The organism is Ensifer sesbaniae, assembly GCF_013283665.1.
In the GTDB taxonomy this organism is placed as follows: Bacteria; Pseudomonadota; Alphaproteobacteria; order Rhizobiales; family Rhizobiaceae; genus Ensifer; species Ensifer sesbaniae.
This window is the reverse complement of record NZ_JABEKU010000001.1, coordinates 2527911-2545427: the sequence shown is the minus strand read 5'-3', so window position 1 is coordinate 2545427 and position 17517 is coordinate 2527911. Positions and strand designations below refer to the sequence as shown.

At 64.6% G+C, this 17517-nt stretch carries 18 protein-coding genes; 13 read left to right on the top strand and 5 right to left on the bottom strand.

The genetic code is table 11. The features are described from left to right. The first annotated feature begins 187 nt into the window (after positions 1-187). Together BHMPCIPO_RS12415 and BHMPCIPO_RS12410 are read left to right on the top strand one after the other, a co-directional pair. Positions 188-1591: a DUF1254 domain-containing protein gene (locus tag BHMPCIPO_RS12415; RefSeq protein WP_173517032.1), complete on the top strand. Its 1404-nt coding sequence runs from the start codon at positions 188-190 to the stop codon at positions 1589-1591. A gap of 39 nt (positions 1592-1630) precedes the next feature. Beyond that, positions 1631-2326, top strand: coding sequence for an SOS response-associated peptidase (locus BHMPCIPO_RS12410; RefSeq protein WP_173517031.1), 696 nt, complete (start codon positions 1631-1633; stop codon positions 2324-2326). A gap of 10 nt (positions 2327-2336) precedes the next feature. Here the strand turns inward: BHMPCIPO_RS12410 and BHMPCIPO_RS12405 are convergent, their stop codons facing one another. The 3 genes from BHMPCIPO_RS12405 to BHMPCIPO_RS12395 all read right to left on the bottom strand — a co-directional run bounded on the left by BHMPCIPO_RS12405 (position 2337) and on the right by BHMPCIPO_RS12395 (position 4941). Further along, the gene (locus BHMPCIPO_RS12405; protein ID WP_173517030.1) at positions 2337-2723 is read right to left on the bottom strand and encodes a response regulator; all 387 of its coding nucleotides are present in this window, start codon (positions 2721-2723) and stop codon (positions 2337-2339) included. Positions 2724-2751: 28 nt separating this feature from the next. Continuing rightward, entirely contained in the window at positions 2752-3735 is a 984-nt protein-coding gene (locus BHMPCIPO_RS12400) for a sensor histidine kinase (protein ID WP_173517029.1), read from the bottom strand. 282 nt (positions 3736-4017) lie between these two features. Further along, on the bottom strand, positions 4018-4941 hold the full coding sequence (locus BHMPCIPO_RS12395; protein ID WP_173517028.1) for a bifunctional helix-turn-helix transcriptional regulator/GNAT family N-acetyltransferase: 924 nt from the start codon (positions 4939-4941) through the stop codon (positions 4018-4020). 198 nt (positions 4942-5139) lie between these two features. On the opposite strand from BHMPCIPO_RS12395, the gene BHMPCIPO_RS12390 reads away from it, so the two are divergent. Then, positions 5140-6873 carry an adenylate/guanylate cyclase domain-containing protein gene (locus tag BHMPCIPO_RS12390; RefSeq protein WP_173517027.1) on the top strand — a complete coding sequence of 578 codons (1734 nt, stop codon included), beginning with the start codon at positions 5140-5142 and terminating at the stop codon, positions 6871-6873. A 34-nt stretch (positions 6874-6907) separates the two neighbouring features. On the opposite strand, the gene BHMPCIPO_RS12385 is transcribed toward BHMPCIPO_RS12390, so the two are convergent. After that, positions 6908-7429, bottom strand: coding sequence for a DUF6428 family protein (locus BHMPCIPO_RS12385; protein WP_173517026.1), 522 nt, complete (start codon positions 7427-7429; stop codon positions 6908-6910). Between the two features lie 42 nt (positions 7430-7471). Here BHMPCIPO_RS12385 and BHMPCIPO_RS12380 point away from each other — a divergent pair, with 42 nt between their 5' ends. The 3 genes from BHMPCIPO_RS12380 to arsB all read left to right on the top strand — a co-directional run bounded on the left by BHMPCIPO_RS12380 (position 7472) and on the right by arsB (position 9505). Further along, entirely contained in the window at positions 7472-7822 is a 351-nt protein-coding gene (locus BHMPCIPO_RS12380; RefSeq protein WP_173517025.1) for an ArsR/SmtB family transcription factor, read from the top strand. 103 nt (positions 7823-7925) lie between these two features. Then, positions 7926-8447: an arsenate reductase ArsC gene (locus BHMPCIPO_RS12375; protein ID WP_173517024.1), complete on the top strand. Its 522-nt coding sequence runs from the start codon at positions 7926-7928 to the stop codon at positions 8445-8447. Beyond that, positions 8447-9505 carry an ACR3 family arsenite efflux transporter gene (gene arsB, locus BHMPCIPO_RS12370; protein WP_173517023.1) on the top strand — a complete coding sequence of 353 codons (1059 nt, stop codon included), beginning with the start codon at positions 8447-8449 and terminating at the stop codon, positions 9503-9505. Before BHMPCIPO_RS12375 ends, arsB begins: the two co-directional genes overlap by 1 nt. A gap of 18 nt (positions 9506-9523) precedes the next feature. Here arsB and BHMPCIPO_RS12365 read toward each other — a convergent pair whose 3' ends face one another. Further along, a complete protein-coding gene (locus tag BHMPCIPO_RS12365; RefSeq protein WP_173517022.1) occupies positions 9524-10432 on the bottom strand; it encodes a LysR family transcriptional regulator in 909 nt (302 codons plus the stop codon). Positions 10433-10742: 310 nt separating this feature from the next. Between BHMPCIPO_RS12365 and BHMPCIPO_RS12360 the strand changes: the two genes are divergently transcribed. The 7 genes from BHMPCIPO_RS12360 to BHMPCIPO_RS12330 all read left to right on the top strand — a co-directional run bounded on the left by BHMPCIPO_RS12360 (position 10743) and on the right by BHMPCIPO_RS12330 (position 17461). Continuing rightward, the gene (locus tag BHMPCIPO_RS12360) at positions 10743-12203 is read left to right on the top strand and encodes an MFS transporter (protein ID WP_173517021.1); all 1461 of its coding nucleotides are present in this window, start codon (positions 10743-10745) and stop codon (positions 12201-12203) included. Positions 12204-12722: 519 nt separating this feature from the next. After that, on the top strand, positions 12723-12911 hold the full coding sequence (gene napE, locus BHMPCIPO_RS12355; RefSeq protein ID WP_173517020.1) for a periplasmic nitrate reductase, NapE protein: 189 nt from the start codon (positions 12723-12725) through the stop codon (positions 12909-12911). 8 nt (positions 12912-12919) lie between these two features. Beyond that, positions 12920-13420, top strand: a complete 501-nt coding sequence (gene napF, locus BHMPCIPO_RS12350) for a ferredoxin-type protein NapF (RefSeq protein ID WP_173517019.1) — start codon at positions 12920-12922, stop codon at positions 13418-13420. After that, positions 13413-13697, top strand: coding sequence for a chaperone NapD (locus BHMPCIPO_RS12345; RefSeq protein ID WP_173517018.1), 285 nt, complete (start codon positions 13413-13415; stop codon positions 13695-13697). Before napF ends, BHMPCIPO_RS12345 begins: the two co-directional genes overlap by 8 nt. Further along, positions 13694-16201: a periplasmic nitrate reductase subunit alpha gene (gene napA / locus BHMPCIPO_RS12340; protein WP_173517017.1), complete on the top strand. Its 2508-nt coding sequence runs from the start codon at positions 13694-13696 to the stop codon at positions 16199-16201. The genes BHMPCIPO_RS12345 and napA overlap by 4 nt, the downstream gene beginning before the upstream one ends. Positions 16202-16311: 110 nt before the next feature. After that, positions 16312-16767, top strand: a complete 456-nt coding sequence (locus BHMPCIPO_RS12335; protein WP_173517016.1) for a nitrate reductase cytochrome c-type subunit — start codon at positions 16312-16314, stop codon at positions 16765-16767. Positions 16768-16771: 4 nt separating this feature from the next. Beyond that, positions 16772-17461: a NapC/NirT family cytochrome c gene (locus BHMPCIPO_RS12330; RefSeq protein ID WP_173517015.1), complete on the top strand. Its 690-nt coding sequence runs from the start codon at positions 16772-16774 to the stop codon at positions 17459-17461. The last annotated feature ends 56 nt before the right edge of the window (positions 17462-17517 follow it).

Sequence of the window (17517 nt, the reverse complement as noted above, 5' to 3'; positions counted from 1 at the left end):
CCTGACGTCTCGGGAAGCGATCTTTGCGCGTCCGATAAGGCGCGCGGCACTGTAATATAGGTAACCGTTACGTAACTTCCGCGCCGAACGGGCGCGGGGTTCTACTTTGCAGCGGACCATCGGCTGGCTGGGCACGTCGCCTTGCGTCTGGCGGTCCAGCGGGCCATTGCCGAAAGTGAGGATCGTGATGCTTCGGGCTGTCTTTACAGCGCTTGCGCTTCTTGCCGTCACGGCGAGCGTATCCGCACAGGACCTTTCGCCGGAAAGCCTCCAGCGCCGCGCCTTCGAGCGCCGGGCGGTGGAAGCGGTCATCTGGGGCATGCCGGCGGTCAACGCCGACCTGATGCTGCAGGAGGCGCTTTCGAAGACCAAGGCCAAGGTCAACGAGATCGTCTACTGGTCGCGGCCGGTCAACTGGAAGAACCAGACGCTGACGCCCAACCCGGACTCGATCTATCTCATGTCCTTCTGGAACGTGAAGGATGGACCCATCGTCATCGAGATCCCGCCGGCCGAAGGCGGATCGATCGCCGGCAACATCGTCAATGCCTGGCAGATGCCGCTGGAGGATGCCGGGCCGGAGGGGGCGGACAAGGGCAAGGGCGGCAAATACCTGATCCTGCCGCCGGACTATATGGGCGAGGTGCCGGAGGGCTTCATCGCGCTCCGCTCGGACACCTTCACCGGCTTTGCCTTGCTGCGCTCCAATCTCAAGAGCCATAGCGATGCCGATATCGAAAAGTCGGTCGCCTACGGCAAGACGACCAAGATCTACCCGATGTCCGCGGACGACAAGCCGCCGGCGACGACCTTCGTCGATGCCTATGACGTGCTGTTCGACAGCACCATCCGCTACGATGCCAGCTTCTTCGACAATCTGAACCGCATCGTGCAGACCGAACCCTGGCTCGAGCGCGACCGGCTGATGATCGATCATCTGAAAACTCTGGGGATCGAGAAAGGCAAGCCCTACCAGCCGAACGCCGAGACGAAGAAACTGCTCGACGCGGCGGCGGCCGAGGCGAGGGCCGAGCTTTCCGCACGCTATGACGCCGGCTTCCCCGTCATCAACGAGGGCATCCGCTGGTTCCCTGCCGGGCTGCCGGAAATGGTGGCTGCGGCCTCGGGCGCCTATTCCGATCCCAATACCTATCCGGTCGACGCCCGCGGCGTGACCTACACGCTCGGCTTTACCGGCATCAAGCGGCTCGGCACGGCGCAATTCTACCTGATGGCCAACAGGGACAAGGACGGCGACGCCTTCGACGGCAGCGCCAATTATCGCCTCGTGGTGCCGAAGGACGCGCCGGTCAAGCAATATTGGTCGGTGACGGCCTATGACCGCGAGACGCATGCGCTGATCCGCAACATGGACAAGGCGAGCGTCGCCTCGACCGGCTCCGGCGTTCAGAAGAACGCCGACGGTTCGGTCGATGTCTATTTCGGGCCAAAGGCGCCTGAGGGCAAGGAGGCCAACTGGGTGCCGGTGGACCCGAGCCGCAAGTTCGAACTGCTCTTCCGGCTCTACGGCCCGGAAAAGCCGCTGTTCGACAAGAGCTGGAAACTGCCTGACGTAGAGAAGGTGAAGTGACGCGCGGAGGGACAGGCGCCGGCGTCGGGAGCAGCGATCATGTGCGGACGCGTCTATCTGAAGACCACTCTCGAGGGATTGCTCAGGGCCTTCGGCTTTGCGGAGCGCGGCGGCGTCGAAGCGCTCGCCAACCAGTTCCCGCGCTATAACGGCGCACCGACGCTGATCTATCCGATCATCATCCGCGATGTGATCCGCGATCCCGATCTCTTCGGCCCGGTCTTCGTTTCGGCGCGCTGGGGGCTGATCCCGAGCTGGACGAAGGATCCGAAGGCGGGACGGCCGCTCGTCAATGTCAGGGGCGACACGATCGCGGCGAAGTTTCGTTCGAGCTATCAGCGCCGCCGCTGCCTGGTGCCGATCGACGGCTTCTTCGAATGGAAGGACATCCACGGCACCGGCAAGGACAAGCAGCCCTACGCCATCGCCATGAAGACGGGCGAGCCCTTCTGCCTTGCCGGCATATGGGAGAGCTGGCGCAACCCGGAGACCGACGAGGACATCCGCACCTTCGCGATCGTCACCACGGATGCCAACGCCATGGTGGCCGACATCCACGACCGCATGCCGGTGATCCTGCACCGGGACGACTACGAGCGCTGGCTTTCGTCGGAGCCGGACGTGCCCGATCTGATGAAGCCGTTTCCGCCTGAGCTGATGACGATGTGGAAGATCGGCAGCAAGGTCGGTTCGCCGAAGAACGATACGCCCGACATTCTCGATCCGATCGACTGAAGCGGCCAAATCACGCTTTCCGCGCGCTCGGGATGCTGCCTCCGGATCCGGTTGCTTCTTCCAGGGCGGCCAGTAAATCCTGCACTTCGGTCGGCTTGCCGACATTGCGGGCCCCAGCCAGGACCTCGCCACCCTGCCTTTCCGGATTGCGGTGGGCGCTGGCGATCACGAAGGGTACGTTCTGCGCCCGAAGCGCCTCCGCGACCCGTGTCACCGCTCCGTCCCGCAGCGTAACATCGAGAACGGCCACGGCCAGCAATTCGTCGTGCAGCAGTCCAAGCGCCTCTTCCACCGTCGCGGCCGGTCCTGTCACGCGCCAGCCACGCTGTTCGAGCAGCAGCTTGAGGTCCATCGCGATCAGGAACTCGTCCTCGACAAGAAGCACGGTCTTGCGCATGAAGCCGGTCTCATTGTTGGAAGACCGGTCACAGGGGTGTGACGATCTCTACAACCAAACCCGTTGGCGCATAGTTCAGTTCCACCCGCCCGCCCAATTCGCACCGGACGGCGAACTCGATAAGCCGCGTGCCGAAGCCGGTCGTGGTCGGCGGTGTGACCGAAGGGCCGCCGCTCTCTCGCCAGGTCAGCCTGAGATGCTTGGCGCTTGCCTCCTCTATCGCCCACCGGACATGAATCGTCCCCGTATCGGTGGACAGCGCGCCATACTTTACGGCATTGGTCGCGAGTTCGTGCAGGATCAGGCTCAGCGACATGGTCCGGTTCGTTTCCAGCGGCACCGGCTGGCTCGGCTCGATCACCACCGCCGTTCCGCCTTCGGAATAGGGCTTCAGCGTTCGCTCCAGCAATTCCTCGAGGTCGATACGCTCTCCCGAATAGGCCGCATCGTGAGCCCGCACCAGCGCGCCAAACCGGCCGAGAAACGCATCCCGATATTCCTCTCCGGAGCGGCCCGCCGCCGTCGTCTGGCGAGCGAGCGCCTGGACCAGCCCGAGCAGGTTCTTCATGCGATGCCGGAGTTCGTCGAGGAGCAGATCCCTTTCTGTCTCGCGCAAGCGCCGCTCGGTCGCGTCCACGATCGAGAGCAGCAGGGACCTGCTGTTGCCATCGGGATGAAACAGCCGATGGGCGCTCACCAGCATTATTCTGTTCCCGATGCTCGGAAATTCGTGCTCGACCTCATAGTCGACCACCGCCTTGCTCTTCGGGATCACCTCTTCAAGCAGGCGGCGCAGCTCGGGAATGTCCCATTGCCCGTTGCCGAGGTCGTAGATGTGCTCACCGATCGTCTCGTCGCGATCGACCTTGAACGTCTTGAAGAAGGCGCGGCTGGCGGTCCGCACGCACAGGTTCTGATCCAGCAAGAGCAAGGGATCGGGGACGGTGTCGATGATGCCCTGCGCTTCAAGATGATCGTTTCGCAGCAGGCGGTAGATGTCTTCCAGGTTCATTATCGTACCCGGGCGCTGATCTTCTTCGTCACAACCAATAACGAGCAAGCAAAGATTCTTGTTCCGGGCAGGAGGTTACGTGCGTGCCTCATTCGCGCGCGTGCGCCTACAGCGCCGCGCGTCTTTTGAGACGCGCAAAGGTCGCCGTGGCCGTTTGAATGGCGGCATGTCTTTGTCCTTGAATCATGGTCGGTTTGAGGGGGCATGCAGCAGGAGCACCCGCGGCCGCCGCATCGCTCTCGAACCGGGATGGCGCCGACGGCGGCAGGCGATATTCGCGCGTCACAGATCCCGCGCGAAGATCTGGCCGGTGAGGTCCTTGCCGAAGCTGTGGTGCCGTTCTTCCTCGATCAGCGCGAAGCCGGCTTTCTCGTAGATGTGGCGGGCGGCGTCGAGGCCCGCATTGGTCCACAGCACCATACGCCTGTAGCCGAGAAGACGCGCGTGGCGCATGCATTCCTCGACCAGGCGGCGGCCGATGCCGAGGCCCCGCGCGCTCGGCTCCACATAGAGAAGCCTGAGCTTTGCCGTCGTCTCGTCGTGCCTTACCAGAAACACCGAGCCGACGATCTTGCCGTCCTTTTCGGCGATCCAGCAACGGTCGGATGCCGGGTCGTAGTCGCGCATGTATTTGACGACGATCTCGGCGACCAGGGCCTCGAATTCGGTGCTCCAGCCATATTCCTCGGCATAGAGCGCGCCCTGGCGATGGATGACCCAGCCCATGTCGCCCGGCTGCGGATCGCGCAGGATGTAGGTTGGCACCCGCTCCTCCTGGAGCAGGCTCTCGATCTCGCCCATCGCTGAAACCAGTTGCCGCTGTTCCGGCACCGAGAGCTTTTCCAGCATGGCGACGACCTCGCGCTGGGAGGCATCCTCCAGGGGCTGGAACGTAGCGCGCCCCGCTTCCGTCAGTTCGAGTTGCGCAACCCGGCCGTCGGCCGGTGAGCGGGTCCTTTCGACCAGCCCCTTCTTCTCGAAGCCGGCGATGACGCGGCTGAGATAACCGGCGTCGAGGCCGAGCTCGCGGCAGAGATCGGATGCGGTGAGCGCCGGCCGGTGCGCCAGCTCATAGAGAATGCGAACTTCCGTCAGCGAGAAGGCGCTGGCGAGCAGGTGCTCGTGCAGCAGGCCCATCAGGCGGGTATAGAAGCGGTTGAAGCGCCGCACCGTCAGGGCGCGGTCGTCGATCTGCTGCGCAGACATGGCGATGCCTTTATGAAATTGCCTTGGGCATATAATTAGTTGCCTTAGGCAAGTAATGTCAAGCGACCTTGCCGTTGGTGCGGTGATCGAAAAGCAGAGCTCTCTAATTTAGGTAGGCGATCCCCTCGGCGTGCGATAGTATTGCACCGGGAACCTCCTGGTCCGGAATCGGCCGCTCTTTTATCGTATGGCAAGCCCATGGAGCAGAGACTCGCCGCAGTGCTGGCGGCCGATATGGCCGGCTATAGTCGGCTGATGGAAGCCGACGAAGCGGGCACGCTTGCGCGGCTGAGAACCCACCGCATCGAGCTCATCGATCCCGCGATCGCCAAGAACAAGGGGCGGCTGATCAAGACCACCGGCGACGGGTTGCTGGTCGAGTTCCAGAGCGTGACCGATGCGGTCAAATGCGCGGTCGAGATCCAGAGCCGCATGAAGCGGCGCAACAGCGACGTGCCGGAGGACCGGCGGATCGAATTCCGCATCGGCATCAATCTCGGCGACATCATCTTCGAGGACGACGACATCTTTGGCGACGGGGTCAATATCGCCGCGCGCGCCGAGCAACTGGCCGAGGTCGGCGGCATCTGCGTCACCGCGGCGGTGGCAACGCAAGTCGCCGACCGGCTGGAACTGCCGATCGACGATCTCGGCGAGAAGATCTTGAAGAACATCAGCCGCCCGGTGCACCTCTATCGCGTCGGGCTCGAAGGGGCAGGTTTGCCGGCTGCAGCGGGTGATACGGCGAAAAAGGGCGTCTGCAAGCCGACGATCGTCGTGCTGCCCTTCGACAATATGAGCGGCGATCCGGACCAGGAGTTTTTCGCCGACGGCCTGACCGAGGATATCATCACCGAGCTGTCGCGCCGGCATGAGCTCTTCGTCATCTCGCGCAACTCCTCCTTTGTCTACAAGAACCAGCCGGTGAACGCGCGCGAGGTGGCAGCCAGCCTCGGGGCGCAATATCTGGTGGAAGGCAGCGTGCGCAAGATCGGCGAGCGGGTGCGCGTCACCGTGCAGCTCATCGACGCGCAGAGCGATGCCCATATCTGGGCCGACAAATACGACCGGCAGCTCGACGACATCTTCGCCATTCAGGACGAGGTGACGGCGGCGATCGCCGCCACCGTGCCCGGGCGCCTGGAGGCCGCCCAGCGCGACCAGCTCTCCCGCACGAAGCCGGCGAACATGGCGGCCTATGAATGCGCGCTTGCCGCCAAGGTGCTGCACCACCGCGGCAGCGCCGCCGATAACGAGCAGGCGCAATCGCTGATCGACCGGGCCGTCTCGCTCGACCCCGGCTATGCCCATGCCCACGCCTGGCGCGCCTGCATCCTCGGCCAGGCCTGGGTCTATGGCTGGTGCGCCGACAAGGAGGCGACCTGGGCCGAGATCAATGACGAGCTCGAACGGGCGCTCGCGCTCGACGATAACGACGCCGACGTGCACCGCATCCTCGCGGCGGTCAACGTCAACAACAATGCGCTGACGACGGCGCGCTACCACCAGGAGCGGGCGCTCTTCCTCAACCCGAATTACGACCTGGTGGTGGTGCAGCAGGGCGAATTGCTGACCTGGCTCGGCCGGCCGGAGGAGGGGGTGGAATGGATCCGCAAGGCGATGCGGCTCAACCCGCACCACCCGGAACGCTTCTGGAGCCATCTCGGCAAGGCCCATTTCGCCGCCCGCCAGTATGGCGAGGCGATAGAAGCCTTCATGCATCTCTCCAGCATGGACGAGACCCAGCACGCCTTCATCGCCGCCTGCTATGGCTGGCTCGGCGACACGATCGCGGCCGGCGCGCACATGGAGAAGGTGCGGGCGCTCAACCCCTCGTTCGAGATCGGGGCTTTTCTCGGCACGCTGCACTACGCGCAGGAGAGCGATGCGCAGCATTTGCGCGAGGGGCTCACCAAGGCGGGGGCGGGGTGAAAAGGCGAGCCTCGATCGACCCCGAAAATTTGCTCTACGGGCAGCAGCCGCCAGCGTTCTCCTTGGGGCCGCAGCAGGCCTGAGCCGGGGCGGCTTCGGCCAACCAGCGGTCGCGCGGCTTGCAGCTTGCCGGTCGCGGCTGCAGGTGGACGTGGATACCGCCATCCTTCAATACGGGGGCACCGGCGCAGTAGAGCTGCATCGGGCGCACGCCGTCGCTGACCTCGAAGGTCAGGCGGGCGGTGACGTCGAGGCGAACGTGTTCGGAGACCTTGCGGACGATGGCCGAGAATTTTCCGGCGGAAAGATGCGTTCGGCCGGCTTCCTCGACGTCCCATAGCTGCACGAAGATCTCGGACCAGGCCTCCGGATTGGCGCCGCAATCGAGGGCCGAGAACTGGCCGGCCTTGACCTCCGTGACGTGGTAGCCGGATCTCACCGCATGGCCGTCGTAGTGAAACACCAGCGGCAGATCCCGGGCGGTCCCGAGCGCGCTGATGAAGTCGGCGAGGCTGAGGTCGTGGTCGCCGATTTTGGACTTGTCGAGAGCATTCATTTGGGCTAATCCTCATTTCAACTATTCAAGGATTATTGAAATATGGATGAGCGTCAAGCCCTCGCTGCCTTCGCAGCGCTTTCCCAGGAGACCCGCCTTCAGATCGTCCGCCTGCTCGTCGTCGCCGGCGCGGACGGGATGGCGGCGGGGGCGCTGGCGGAAAGGGTGGAGGTATCGCCCTCGAATATCTCCTTTCATCTCAAGGAACTGGAGAGAGCGGGGCTGATCACGCAGCAACGCGAATCCCGCTCGATCATCTACCGGGCCGGCTATGACGCGCTTGGCGGGCTGGTCCGCTTCCTGATGGAGGACTGCTGCGGCGGCCATCCCGAGATCTGCGCCCCCGCCGTCGCTGCGGCGTCGTGCTGCGCACCGGCGGGAGCGAAGGCATGACCGATCGGCGAAAGCAGGCAGCCGTCCGGTCGTTCTTTCGCCCGCCGTCCGCACCCGATGAACTCCTTCTCCTGGACCCCTCGCATTAACGGGACAAACCGCCATGTCTGACCGCATCTACAACGTGCTCTTCCTGTGCACGGGCAATTCCGCCCGCTCCATTCTCGGCGAAGCCATCCTCAACAAGGAGGGGAAGGGTCGCTTTCGCGCCTATTCTGCCGGCAGCCAGCCGAAGGGGCAGGTGAACCCGCACGCGATCCGGGAGCTCGAAGCGCTCGGCTATCCGACGGACGGATTGTCCTCGAAGAGCTGGGACGTGTTCTCCGGCGCCGGCGCCCCGCAGATGGATTTCATCTTCACGGTCTGCGACAGCGCTGCCGGGGAGGCCTGTCCGGTGTGGATCGGTCATCCGATGACGGCCCATTGGGGCATCGAGGATCCGGCCGCCGTCGAAGGAAGCGAGGGCGAGATCCAGCGGGCCTTTGCCGAGGCCGCGAAGTTCCTGAAGAACCGCATCACGGCCTTCGTCAACCTGCCGCTGGCATCGATCGACCGCATGGTGCTGGAGCGCCATCTGCGCGAGATCGGCGGCATGGAAGGCGCGACCGAGCGGAGGGCTTCGTGATGTCGGCGTTCGAGCGATACCTGACCCTCTGGGTCACGATCTGCATCGTGGCGGGCATAGCGCTCGGCCACCTCATGCCTGGTGTGTTTCAGGCGATTGGCGCTGCCGAGATCGCCAAGGTCAACATACCGGTCGCCATCCTCATCTGGCTGATGATCATTCCCATGCTGGTGAAGATCGACTTCCGGTCGCTTTCCAATGTCGGAAGCCATTGGCGCGGCATCGGCGTGACGCTTCTCATCAACTGGGCGGTCAAGCCGTTTTCGATGGCGCTGCTCGGCTGGCTGTTCGTCGGCTGGCTCTTCCGGCCGCTGCTGCCGGCCGATCAGATCGATTCCTACATAGCCGGCCTCATCATCCTCGCCGCAGCGCCCTGTACGGCGATGGTATTCGTGTGGTCGAACCTGACGAAGGGCGAACCGCTGTTCACGCTCTCCCAGGTGGCGCTCAACGACGCGATCATGATCGTCGCCTTCGCGCCCATCGTCGGGCTTCTGCTCGGGCTCTCCGCGATCACCGTGCCATGGGCAACTTTGGTGCTGTCGGTCGCCCTCTACATTGTCGTTCCCGTCATCATCGCGCAGGTGCTTCGCAAGCGTCTCCTGGCGAACGCTTCGTCCGCGGCGCTCGATCGCTTCCTGGCGAAGGTTCAGCCGGCCTCATTGGTCGCCCTGCTGGCAACGCTGGTGCTGCTGTTCGGGTTTCAGGGCGAACAGATCATCGCGCAGCCGACGATCATTGCTCTTCTGGCGGCGCCGATCCTCGTGCAGGTCTATTTCAACGCCGGGCTCGCCTATCTGCTCAATCGCCTGTCGGGCGAGAAACATTGCGTCGCCGGTCCCTCGGCTCTCATCGGCGCCTCGAACTTCTTCGAGCTTGCCGTTGCCGCCGCCATCAGTCTTTTCGGCTTCCAGTCGGGCGCAGCGCTCGCCACCGTCGTCGGAGTGTTGATCGAGGTGCCGGTGATGCTGTCGGTCGTCTGGATCGTGAACAGATCCAAGGGCTGGTACGAGGCAGCGCCAGCCGTCGCCAGGAATGCCGTTTCGGAGCGCGCGTGAGGTAATGGGGGGCCTAATTTAAGACGCCGAACGCGCGCCGCTCCCACACACCTCCCTCACACAGCCGCGCAACCACCGATGCGCCGGATCCGCATCCAGGCGGGGGTGCCAGAGCAGCGAGATGGTGATTTCGGGCAGAGAGACCGGCAGCGGGAAGGTGAAGAGGTTTGCGCGGAGCGTTCCGGTGTAGCGTTCGGGCACGCTGGCGATCAGATCCGTGGCGCGGGCAAGCGCCAGGGCTTCGGAGAAGCTGCCGACGGATGCGGCGATGTCGCGCTCGAGCCCGAGGGCGTGAAGGGCCGCGTCGACCGGGCCGGTGTCGTTGCCGCGGCGGGAGACGTGGATGTGGCGGGCTCCAGCGTAGCGGGCGGGCGTGATCTCGCCATTGGCCAGCGGATGGCCGGAGCGGACGACGCCGACGAAGCGGTCGTGGAAGAGGGCCTGGGCGCGAAGCTCCGGGCCGGTCGCTTCGCCGACGACGCCGGTTTCGAGGTCGACGCCGCCTTCGCGCAGAGGGCTGCTTTCCCGGTCGAGCTTCTGCACGAAGCGAAGGCGCACGCCGGGCGCTTCCGCATTGACGCGGGCAATCAGATCAGGGCCGAAATTCTCGACGAAGCCCTCGCGGTTCCTCAGCGTAAAGGTGCGGGTGAGCGTCTTCAGGTTGAGGCTTTCGGCCGGGCGGAGGCAGGCTTCGGCCGCGTCAACCAGCGGGCCGACACGGCCGCGAAGCTCCAGCGCGCGCGGCGTGGGCACGAGGCCGCGGCCGGCGCGCACGAGCAAGGGATCGCCGGTCGCCTCGCGCAGCCGCGCCAGCGCCCGGCTCATGGCGGAGGGGCTGAGTTGCAGGCGCCTCGCGGCGCGGGCGACGCTGCCTTCCGAAAGCAGCACATCGAGGGTCACGAGCAGGTTGAGGTCGGGTCTGGTCATCGCCTCTCATAACACGAGTTCGATCGTGATGTGGCGTCAAACGCACGAATGAAGTGCAAATGCTGCGTCTTCCGCCCCATACGTCGAGACACTAGGTTCGCGGGAAACCGATTTTGGAGGGTTTCCCGATGCTCATACGCCGGCTGGCGCTCGTGCCCCTTGGCCGTTTTTCGATGTCCCTGATCTCCCGGTCCGATGGCAGGAGATTGCCGCACAAACAGAGTCACGAAGTCGCTCTATCCGTTTGTTTTTCCGTGATTTCCTGTGCGGGATTTGCGCGTCGCGACGCCTTGCGCGCGGGAGGTGGCCGATGACCGCGACAGACACGGCGATGGCCCCGGCCGCTCCGGCGCCCTCCCTTCGCTGGGTGCTCGCCAGCCTCTCGCTTTCCATGCTGCTTTCCTCGCTCGGCACCAGCAGCGCCAATGTCGCGCTGCCGGCGCTGGCCGACGCCTTCGGTGCGTCCTTTCAGGCGGTGCAGTGGGTGGTGCTTGCCTATCTGCTGGCGATCACCACGTTGATCGTCAGCGTCGGGCGGCTCGGCGACATCGTCGGCCGCCGGCGGCTGCTCGTTGCCGGCATTGCGCTCTTCACCGCCGCCTCGGTCATCTGCGGCCTCACGCCGGGCTTTGCGCTGCTGATCGCGGCGCGGGCGGTGCAGGGCATTGGCGCGGCAATCATGATGGCGCTGACCATGGCCTTTGTCGGCGAGGCGGTGCCGAAGGCGAGGACCGGCAGCGCCATGGGGCTACTCGGCACCATGTCGGCGGTCGGCACCGCGCTCGGGCCTTCGCTCGGCGGCGCGCTGATTGCCGGCCCGGGCTGGCGGGCGATCTTTCTCGTCAACGTGCCGCTCGGGCTTGCGGTGCTCTTTCTCGCCCATCGGCACCTGCCTGCGGACCGGAAGGCCGAGGGCAGGGCGCCCGCCCGGTTCGATGTGCCGGGCACGCTGTTGCTGGCGCTTTCGCTCGGCGCCTATGCGCTGGCGATGACCATGGGGCGCGGCAGTTTCGGCATGCTCAACATCGCGCTGCTTGCGGCCGCCGCTCTCGGGCTTGGGCTCTTCCTGCTGGTCGAGGCAAGGGTAACCTCGCCCCTGATCCGGCTTTCGATGTTTCGCGATCCGGGCTTGAACGCCGGCCTTGCGACCAACGCGCTGGTCTCGACGGTCATGATGGCGACGCTGGTGGTCGGGCCCTTCTATCTCTCCCGCGGGCTCGGGCTCGATGCGGCGCTGGTCGGGCTGGTCATGTCGATAGGCCCGGTCATCTCGGCCTTCGGCGGCGTGGTCGCCGGCCGGATCGTCGATCGGCTGGGGGCGGCCGCAATTGTCGTTGCGGGTCTCGTGGCAATGACGGCTGGCTGCCTTGCGCTGGCCGTTCTGCCTGGCTTGGCCGGCGTCGCGGGCTATATCGCGGCGATCGCGCTGCTGACGCCCGGCTATCAGCTCTTCCAGGCGGCCAACAACACGGCCGTCATGACCGATGTCGCAGCCGACCGGCGCGGCGTCGTTTCGGGCCTGCTGAACCTTTCGCGCAACCTCGGTCTCGTCACCGGCGCCTCGGTGATGGGGGCGGTTTTTGCCTCGGCGACGGCTGCCGCCGATATCGCCACGGCCGCGCCCGCGGCGGTCGCGACGGGCATGCAGGTCACCTTCGCGGTCGCGGGTGTGCTGACCGTCGTCGCGCTTGCGATTGGCGTGGCAGGCGGCAAGCTGGCAAAACGACGAGAGGGCCCCAAGATGGGACGTGATGGCTCATCGCGAGCTTAAATCGGACCAGGCAGGCATCAGTCGACAAACCTGATGCGACGCTGGACCCGTCCCCGAGCTTTGTCGTCTTGCGCCGTTCAGCAGCGTTCCTGCGCTGACGCACCTCAGCGCGTGCGATTTCGCGGCTGATCCATGGAGAGATGTAAAGCCATAGGTTGCAGGTGAGCAGGGTCTGGTGGTGGCTGGCGGCAAGCGTTGCGGCGCGTCGAAGCCCGCGTTCGGCGATGACTCCCGAGCCTTCGCCGAAATCGCAATCGAGCCCGGATCGCCGGATTTTTGAGCGGAAATTGAACTGGGATCGTAAACTCGACCGATTCTAGCGAGTAAAAAAGGAGCCTGATCCGTAAATCGCCGTCGTTTTTCTTGTTTTTGCGTCTTGTCAATTTGACACAGATCAATGTCCCCGCCTGCCCGGCATTTACGTTGCGGGAAGACGCAGATGTGTCATCCGGAAGTCATGGGATTGATTTTTATTTCGGGTGACGCATCTTACCGCAGATTGTGTTGGGGGACGCTGGAATGTCAGAGATCGTTCAGCAGCAGCCGATTGAAAACCGGCCACGGTCGCGGCGCGCGGAGCTCATCACCTTCCTGGTGCTCGCCTTCGGCATCTGGCCGATCGTCGCCGTCGGCGTGGTCGGCGGCTACGGCTTCCTGGTCTGGATGCTGCAGATCGTCTTCGGCCCGCCGGGCCCGCCCGGGCATTGAGGCGAGCCATGGGCGCCGAACCTCTTTCCCGCCGTGAACTCTTTACCGGCCGCGCTGCGCCGAAGCCGGTCCGCATCCGGCCGCCGGGGGTTTCGGAGCTGAGCCTTCGTGCCTGCACCGGCTGCGGCGCCTGCACTGAACGATGTCCCACCGGCATAATCCGTCTTGCCGACGGCCTTCCTTTCATCGATTTCGCGCGCGGCGAATGCACCTTCTGCGGCGCCTGCGCGGACGCCTGTCCGGAGCCGGTGTTCGCCGAGAAGGACGTGCGGCGCTTCCCCCATGTGGCCGCCATCACCGACACGTGCCTGGCACGCCGCAACGTCGCCTGCCAGTCCTGCGGCGAAAGCTGTCCCGAGCAGGCCATCCGCTTTCGCCCTGTCATCGGCGGGCCGTTCCTGCCCGAGATCGACGAGGCCAAATGCACCGGCTGCGGCGCCTGCCTCGGCGGCTGTCCGGTCAGCGCGATCGCGGTCAAGGCACCGGAAGCGGAGGTGGCTCATGTCTGAGGCCCCGACGGCACGGGCGGGCACGCCCTACCACATATCGAGCGTCGTCGTCGCCACGATGCCTGACAGCACCGAGGCGGTGATCGCGACGCTTCAGGGAATGGAAAACGTCGAAATCCATGGCCATGGCGGCGGCAAGATCGTCGTCGTCATCGAAGGCGGAAGTACGGGCGCGCTCGGCGAATGCCTGTCGAGGATCTCGCTGCTTGATGGCGTGATCTCGGCCAACATGGTTTTCGAGCATGTCGAAATGGAAGAGGAAGGGCAGGAGCCATGAGCGGAGAACTGACGCGGCGTGACATTCTGAAGGCCCATGCGGCCGGCATCGCCGCCGCTACGGCCGGCATTGCCCTGCCTGCGGCCGCCCAGCCGGTGCCGGGCGGTGTTGGCGCGCTGGAGATCAAATGGTCCAAGGCGCCGTGCCGCTTCTGCGGCACGGGCTGCGGCGTGATGGTGGGCGTGAAGGAGGGCCAGGTAGTCGCCACCCATGGCGACATGCAGGCGGAGGTCAACCGCGGCCTCAACTGCATCAAGGGCTATTTCCTCTCCAAGATCATGTATGGCAAGGACCGGCTGACGACGCCGCTTTTGCGCAAGCGCGGAGGCGTCTACGCCAAGGACGGCGAGTTCGAGCCGGTGAGTTGGGACGAGGCCTTCACCGTGATGGCCGAGCAGGCGAAGAAGGTCCTGAAGGAGAAGGGGCCGACGGCTCTCGGCATGTTTGGCTCCGGCCAATGGACGATCTTCGAGGGCTATGCTGCGACGAAGCTGATGCGGGCGGGCTTCCGCTCCAACAACCTCGACCCCAACGCCCGCCACTGCATGGCGTCCGCCGCCGTCGCCTTCATGCGCACCTTCGGCATGGACGAGCCGATGGGCTGCTACGACGACTTCGAGAACGCCGATGCCTTCGTGCTCTGGGGCTCGAACATGGCGGAGATGCACCCGATCCTGTGGACGCGGGTCGCCGACCGGCGCCTCGGCCAGCCGCATGTGCGCGTCGCGGTGCTTTCGACCTTCACCCATCGCAGCATGGATCTCGCCGATATCCCCATCGTCTTCAAGCCGGGCACGGATCTGGCGATCCTCAACTATATTGCCAACCACATCATCGAGAGCGGCAAGGTCAACGAGGACTTCGTCAACAAGCACACCAAGTTTGCCCGCGGCGTGACCGATATCGGCTATGGCCTGAGGCCCGACAATCCGGTCGAGGTCAACGCCGCCAATTCCAAGGATCCGGGCAAGACCGAGCCGATCGACTTCGAGGCGTTCAAGGAATTCGTTTCGGAATACACGCTGGAAAAGACCGTCGAGCTGACCGGCGTCGATCCGGAATTCCTGAAGCAGCTCGCCGAGCTCTATGCCGACCCCAACCGCAAGGTCATGTCGCTCTGGACCATGGGCTTCAACCAGCATGTGCGCGGCGTCTGGGCCAACCAGATGGTCTATAACCTGCATCTGCTGACCGGCAAGATCTCCGAGCCCGGCAACAGCCCGTTCTCGCTGACCGGCCAGCCGTCTGCCTGCGGCACCGCGCGCGAGGTCGGCACCTTCGCGCACCGCCTGCCGGCCGACATGGTGGTCACCAACCCCGAGCACCGCAAGCATGCGGAGGAGATCTGGCGCATTCCGCACGGCATCATCCCGGAAAAGCCCGGCTATCACGCCGTGCAGCAGGACCGGATGCTGAAGGACGGCAAGCTCAATTTCTATTGGGTGCAGGTCAACAACAACGTCCAGGCGGGACCGAACACCTCGAACGAGACCTGGCAGGGCTATCGCAACCCGGACAATTTCATTGTCGTTTCGGATGCCTATCCGACGATCACCGCGATGAGCGCCGACCTGATCCTGCCCGCGGCCATGTGGGTGGAAAAGGAGGGGGCCTACGGCAATGCCGAGCGGCGCACCCATGTCTGGCACCAGCTCGTCCAGGCGCGCGGCGAGGCGCGCTCGGATCTCTGGCAGATGGTGGAGTTCTCCAAACGCTTCGTAACCGACGAGGTGTGGCCGAAGGAAATCCTCGACGCCAATCCTGACTATCGCGGCAAGACGCTGTTCGAGGTTCTGTTCAAGAACGGCGAGGTCGACCGCTTCCCGCTGACCGAGGTCAGCGCCGAATACGACAACAACGAGGCCAAGGAATTCGGCTTCTACATCCAGAAGGGCCTGTTCGAGGAATATGCCACCTTCGGCCGCGGCCACGGCCATGACCTGGCGCCCTACGACACCTATCACGAGGTGCGCGGCCTGCGCTGGCCCGTCGTCAACGGCCAGGAGACGAAGTGGCGCTACCGCGAAGGCTTCGACCCCTATGTGAAGGCGGGCGACGGCGTGAAGTTCTACGGCAACAAGGACGGCAAGGCGGTCATCCTCGCCGTGCCCTACGAGCCGCCGGCCGAGTCCCCGGACGAGGAATACGACACCTGGCTGGTCACCGGCCGCGTGCTCGAACATTGGCATTCGGGCTCGATGACCATGCGGGTGCCGGAGCTCTACAAGGCGTTTCCCGGCGCCCGCGTCTTCATGAATGCGGAGGACGCCCGCAAGCGCGGCATCAACCAGGGCATGGAAGTGCGCATCGTCTCGCGGCGCGGCGAAATTCGCTCGCGCGTCGATATCCGCGGCCGCAACCGCATGCCGCCCGGCGTCGTCTTCGTTCCCTGGTTCGATGCCAGCCAGTTGATCAACAAGGTTACCCTCGACGCCACCGATCCCATCTCCAAACAGACGGATTTCAAAAAATGCGCGGTCAAGATTCTTCCCGTCACCCTCTAGGGTTTTCTCGGCTGAAGCGGATTTGCGGAAACGTCCTGTCTCGTCGTTTCGGGGCCGTTCCAAAACCGCTTCTGACCTCTGCCGGCACCGGCCCGACGCGATCCGTCTGGATGGCGATCGCCGCCGGACTGATGGTGTTCGTCACGACCGCCGCCGTGGCTCAGGTGGCGGAAAAGCTGGTGCCGCAGCTCGAAGGGCCGACGCCGCAGATGGCGACGGAGGCGGCAGCACCGCTGCCGAAATGGGTGGTCGACGACAAGCGCAAGATGCGCGCCTATCCCGACCAGCCGCCGGTCATTCCGCATTCGATCGAGGGCTACGAGCTTTCGGTCAATGCCAACCGCTGCCTTTCCTGCCACAAGCGCGAGTTCACCCAGGACTCCGGCGCGCCGATGATCAGCGTCACCCATTACATGACGCGCGACGGACAGATGATCGCCGACGTTTCGCCGCGGCGCTATTTCTGCACCGCCTGCCACGTGCCGCAGGCGGACACCAGCCCGCTGGTGCCGAGCAACTTCAAGGACATGAGCGAGTTGGGCTTCAAGCCGGCCGGAAGCGAGTGACGACATGATCGCATGGATCAGGAAAGCTATCCTCTGGGCCTGGCGGATCATGGCGACGCCGGCCGGCACGCTGGGCCTCGGCTTCCTCACGCTCGGCGGCTTCATCGGCGGCGTGATGTTCTGGGGCGCGTTCAACACGGCGCTGGAACTCACCAACACCGAGAAGTTCTGCACCTCCTGCCACGAGATGCATGACAACGTCTACCAGGAGTTGACGCGCACCATCCACTTCTCCAACCGCTCCGGCGTGCGCGCCACCTGTCCGGATTGCCACGTGCCGCACCAGTGGACCGACAAGATCGCCCGCAAGATGCAGGCGTCGAAGGAGGTCTGGGGCAAGATCTTCGGCACGATCAACACCAGGCCGAAATTCCTCGAGAAGCGGCTGGAACTGGCGCAGCACGAATGGGCGCGCATGAAGGCCAACGACAGCCTGGAATGCCGCAACTGCCACTCCTCCGTCGCCATGGACCTGCAGAAGCAGACGCAGCGGGCGGCCGAGATCCATACCCGCTACCTGCTTTCCGGCAAGGCCACCTGCATCGACTGCCACAAGGGCATCGCGCACGAGCTGCCCAACATGGAAGGCATCGATCCCGGCTGGAAGATGCCGCCGGAGCTGGAAGGCAAGAAGATGGCGGGCCAGACGCCGATCGACGATCTCCGGCAGGCGCTGGCGGAGCTGCATCGCTGAGCGCTGCCCTACGGTGTTTCGGGGCGGAGGTCGAGCGCCCATGATCTTGCGCGAGC

What these genes read in the sequence shown, in the direction of transcription:
- napF (WP_173517019.1), top strand. Translation starts at nt 12,920, where the DNA reads ATGGGCGCCGAACCTCTTTCCCGCCGTGAACTCTTTACCGGCCGCGCT.
- napA (WP_173517017.1), top strand. Translation starts at nt 13,694, where the DNA reads ATGAGCGGAGAACTGACGCGGCGTGACATTCTGAAGGCCCATGCGGCC.
- BHMPCIPO_RS12365 (WP_173517022.1), bottom strand. Translation starts at nt 10,432, where the DNA reads ATGACCAGACCCGACCTCAACCTGCTCGTGACCCTCGATGTGCTGCTT.
- BHMPCIPO_RS12380 (WP_173517025.1), top strand. Translation starts at nt 7,472, where the DNA reads ATGGATGAGCGTCAAGCCCTCGCTGCCTTCGCAGCGCTTTCCCAGGAG.
- BHMPCIPO_RS12395 (WP_173517028.1), bottom strand. Translation starts at nt 4,941, where the DNA reads ATGTCTGCGCAGCAGATCGACGACCGCGCCCTGACGGTGCGGCGCTTC.
- arsB (WP_173517023.1), top strand. Translation starts at nt 8,447, where the DNA reads ATGTCGGCGTTCGAGCGATACCTGACCCTCTGGGTCACGATCTGCATC.
- BHMPCIPO_RS12415 (WP_173517032.1), top strand. Translation starts at nt 188, where the DNA reads ATGCTTCGGGCTGTCTTTACAGCGCTTGCGCTTCTTGCCGTCACGGCG.
- BHMPCIPO_RS12360 (WP_173517021.1), top strand. Translation starts at nt 10,743, where the DNA reads ATGACCGCGACAGACACGGCGATGGCCCCGGCCGCTCCGGCGCCCTCC.
- BHMPCIPO_RS12335 (WP_173517016.1), top strand. Translation starts at nt 16,312, where the DNA reads ATGGCGATCGCCGCCGGACTGATGGTGTTCGTCACGACCGCCGCCGTG.
- BHMPCIPO_RS12345 (WP_173517018.1), top strand. Translation starts at nt 13,413, where the DNA reads ATGTCTGAGGCCCCGACGGCACGGGCGGGCACGCCCTACCACATATCG.
- BHMPCIPO_RS12410 (WP_173517031.1), top strand. Translation starts at nt 1,631, where the DNA reads ATGTGCGGACGCGTCTATCTGAAGACCACTCTCGAGGGATTGCTCAGG.
- BHMPCIPO_RS12390 (WP_173517027.1), top strand. Translation starts at nt 5,140, where the DNA reads ATGGAGCAGAGACTCGCCGCAGTGCTGGCGGCCGATATGGCCGGCTAT.
- BHMPCIPO_RS12375 (WP_173517024.1), top strand. Translation starts at nt 7,926, where the DNA reads ATGTCTGACCGCATCTACAACGTGCTCTTCCTGTGCACGGGCAATTCC.
- BHMPCIPO_RS12400 (WP_173517029.1), bottom strand. Translation starts at nt 3,735, where the DNA reads ATGAACCTGGAAGACATCTACCGCCTGCTGCGAAACGATCATCTTGAA.
- BHMPCIPO_RS12385 (WP_173517026.1), bottom strand. Translation starts at nt 7,429, where the DNA reads ATGAATGCTCTCGACAAGTCCAAAATCGGCGACCACGACCTCAGCCTC.
- BHMPCIPO_RS12330 (WP_173517015.1), top strand. Translation starts at nt 16,772, where the DNA reads ATGATCGCATGGATCAGGAAAGCTATCCTCTGGGCCTGGCGGATCATG.
- BHMPCIPO_RS12405 (WP_173517030.1), bottom strand. Translation starts at nt 2,723, where the DNA reads ATGCGCAAGACCGTGCTTCTTGTCGAGGACGAGTTCCTGATCGCGATG.
- napE (WP_173517020.1), top strand. Translation starts at nt 12,723, where the DNA reads ATGTCAGAGATCGTTCAGCAGCAGCCGATTGAAAACCGGCCACGGTCG.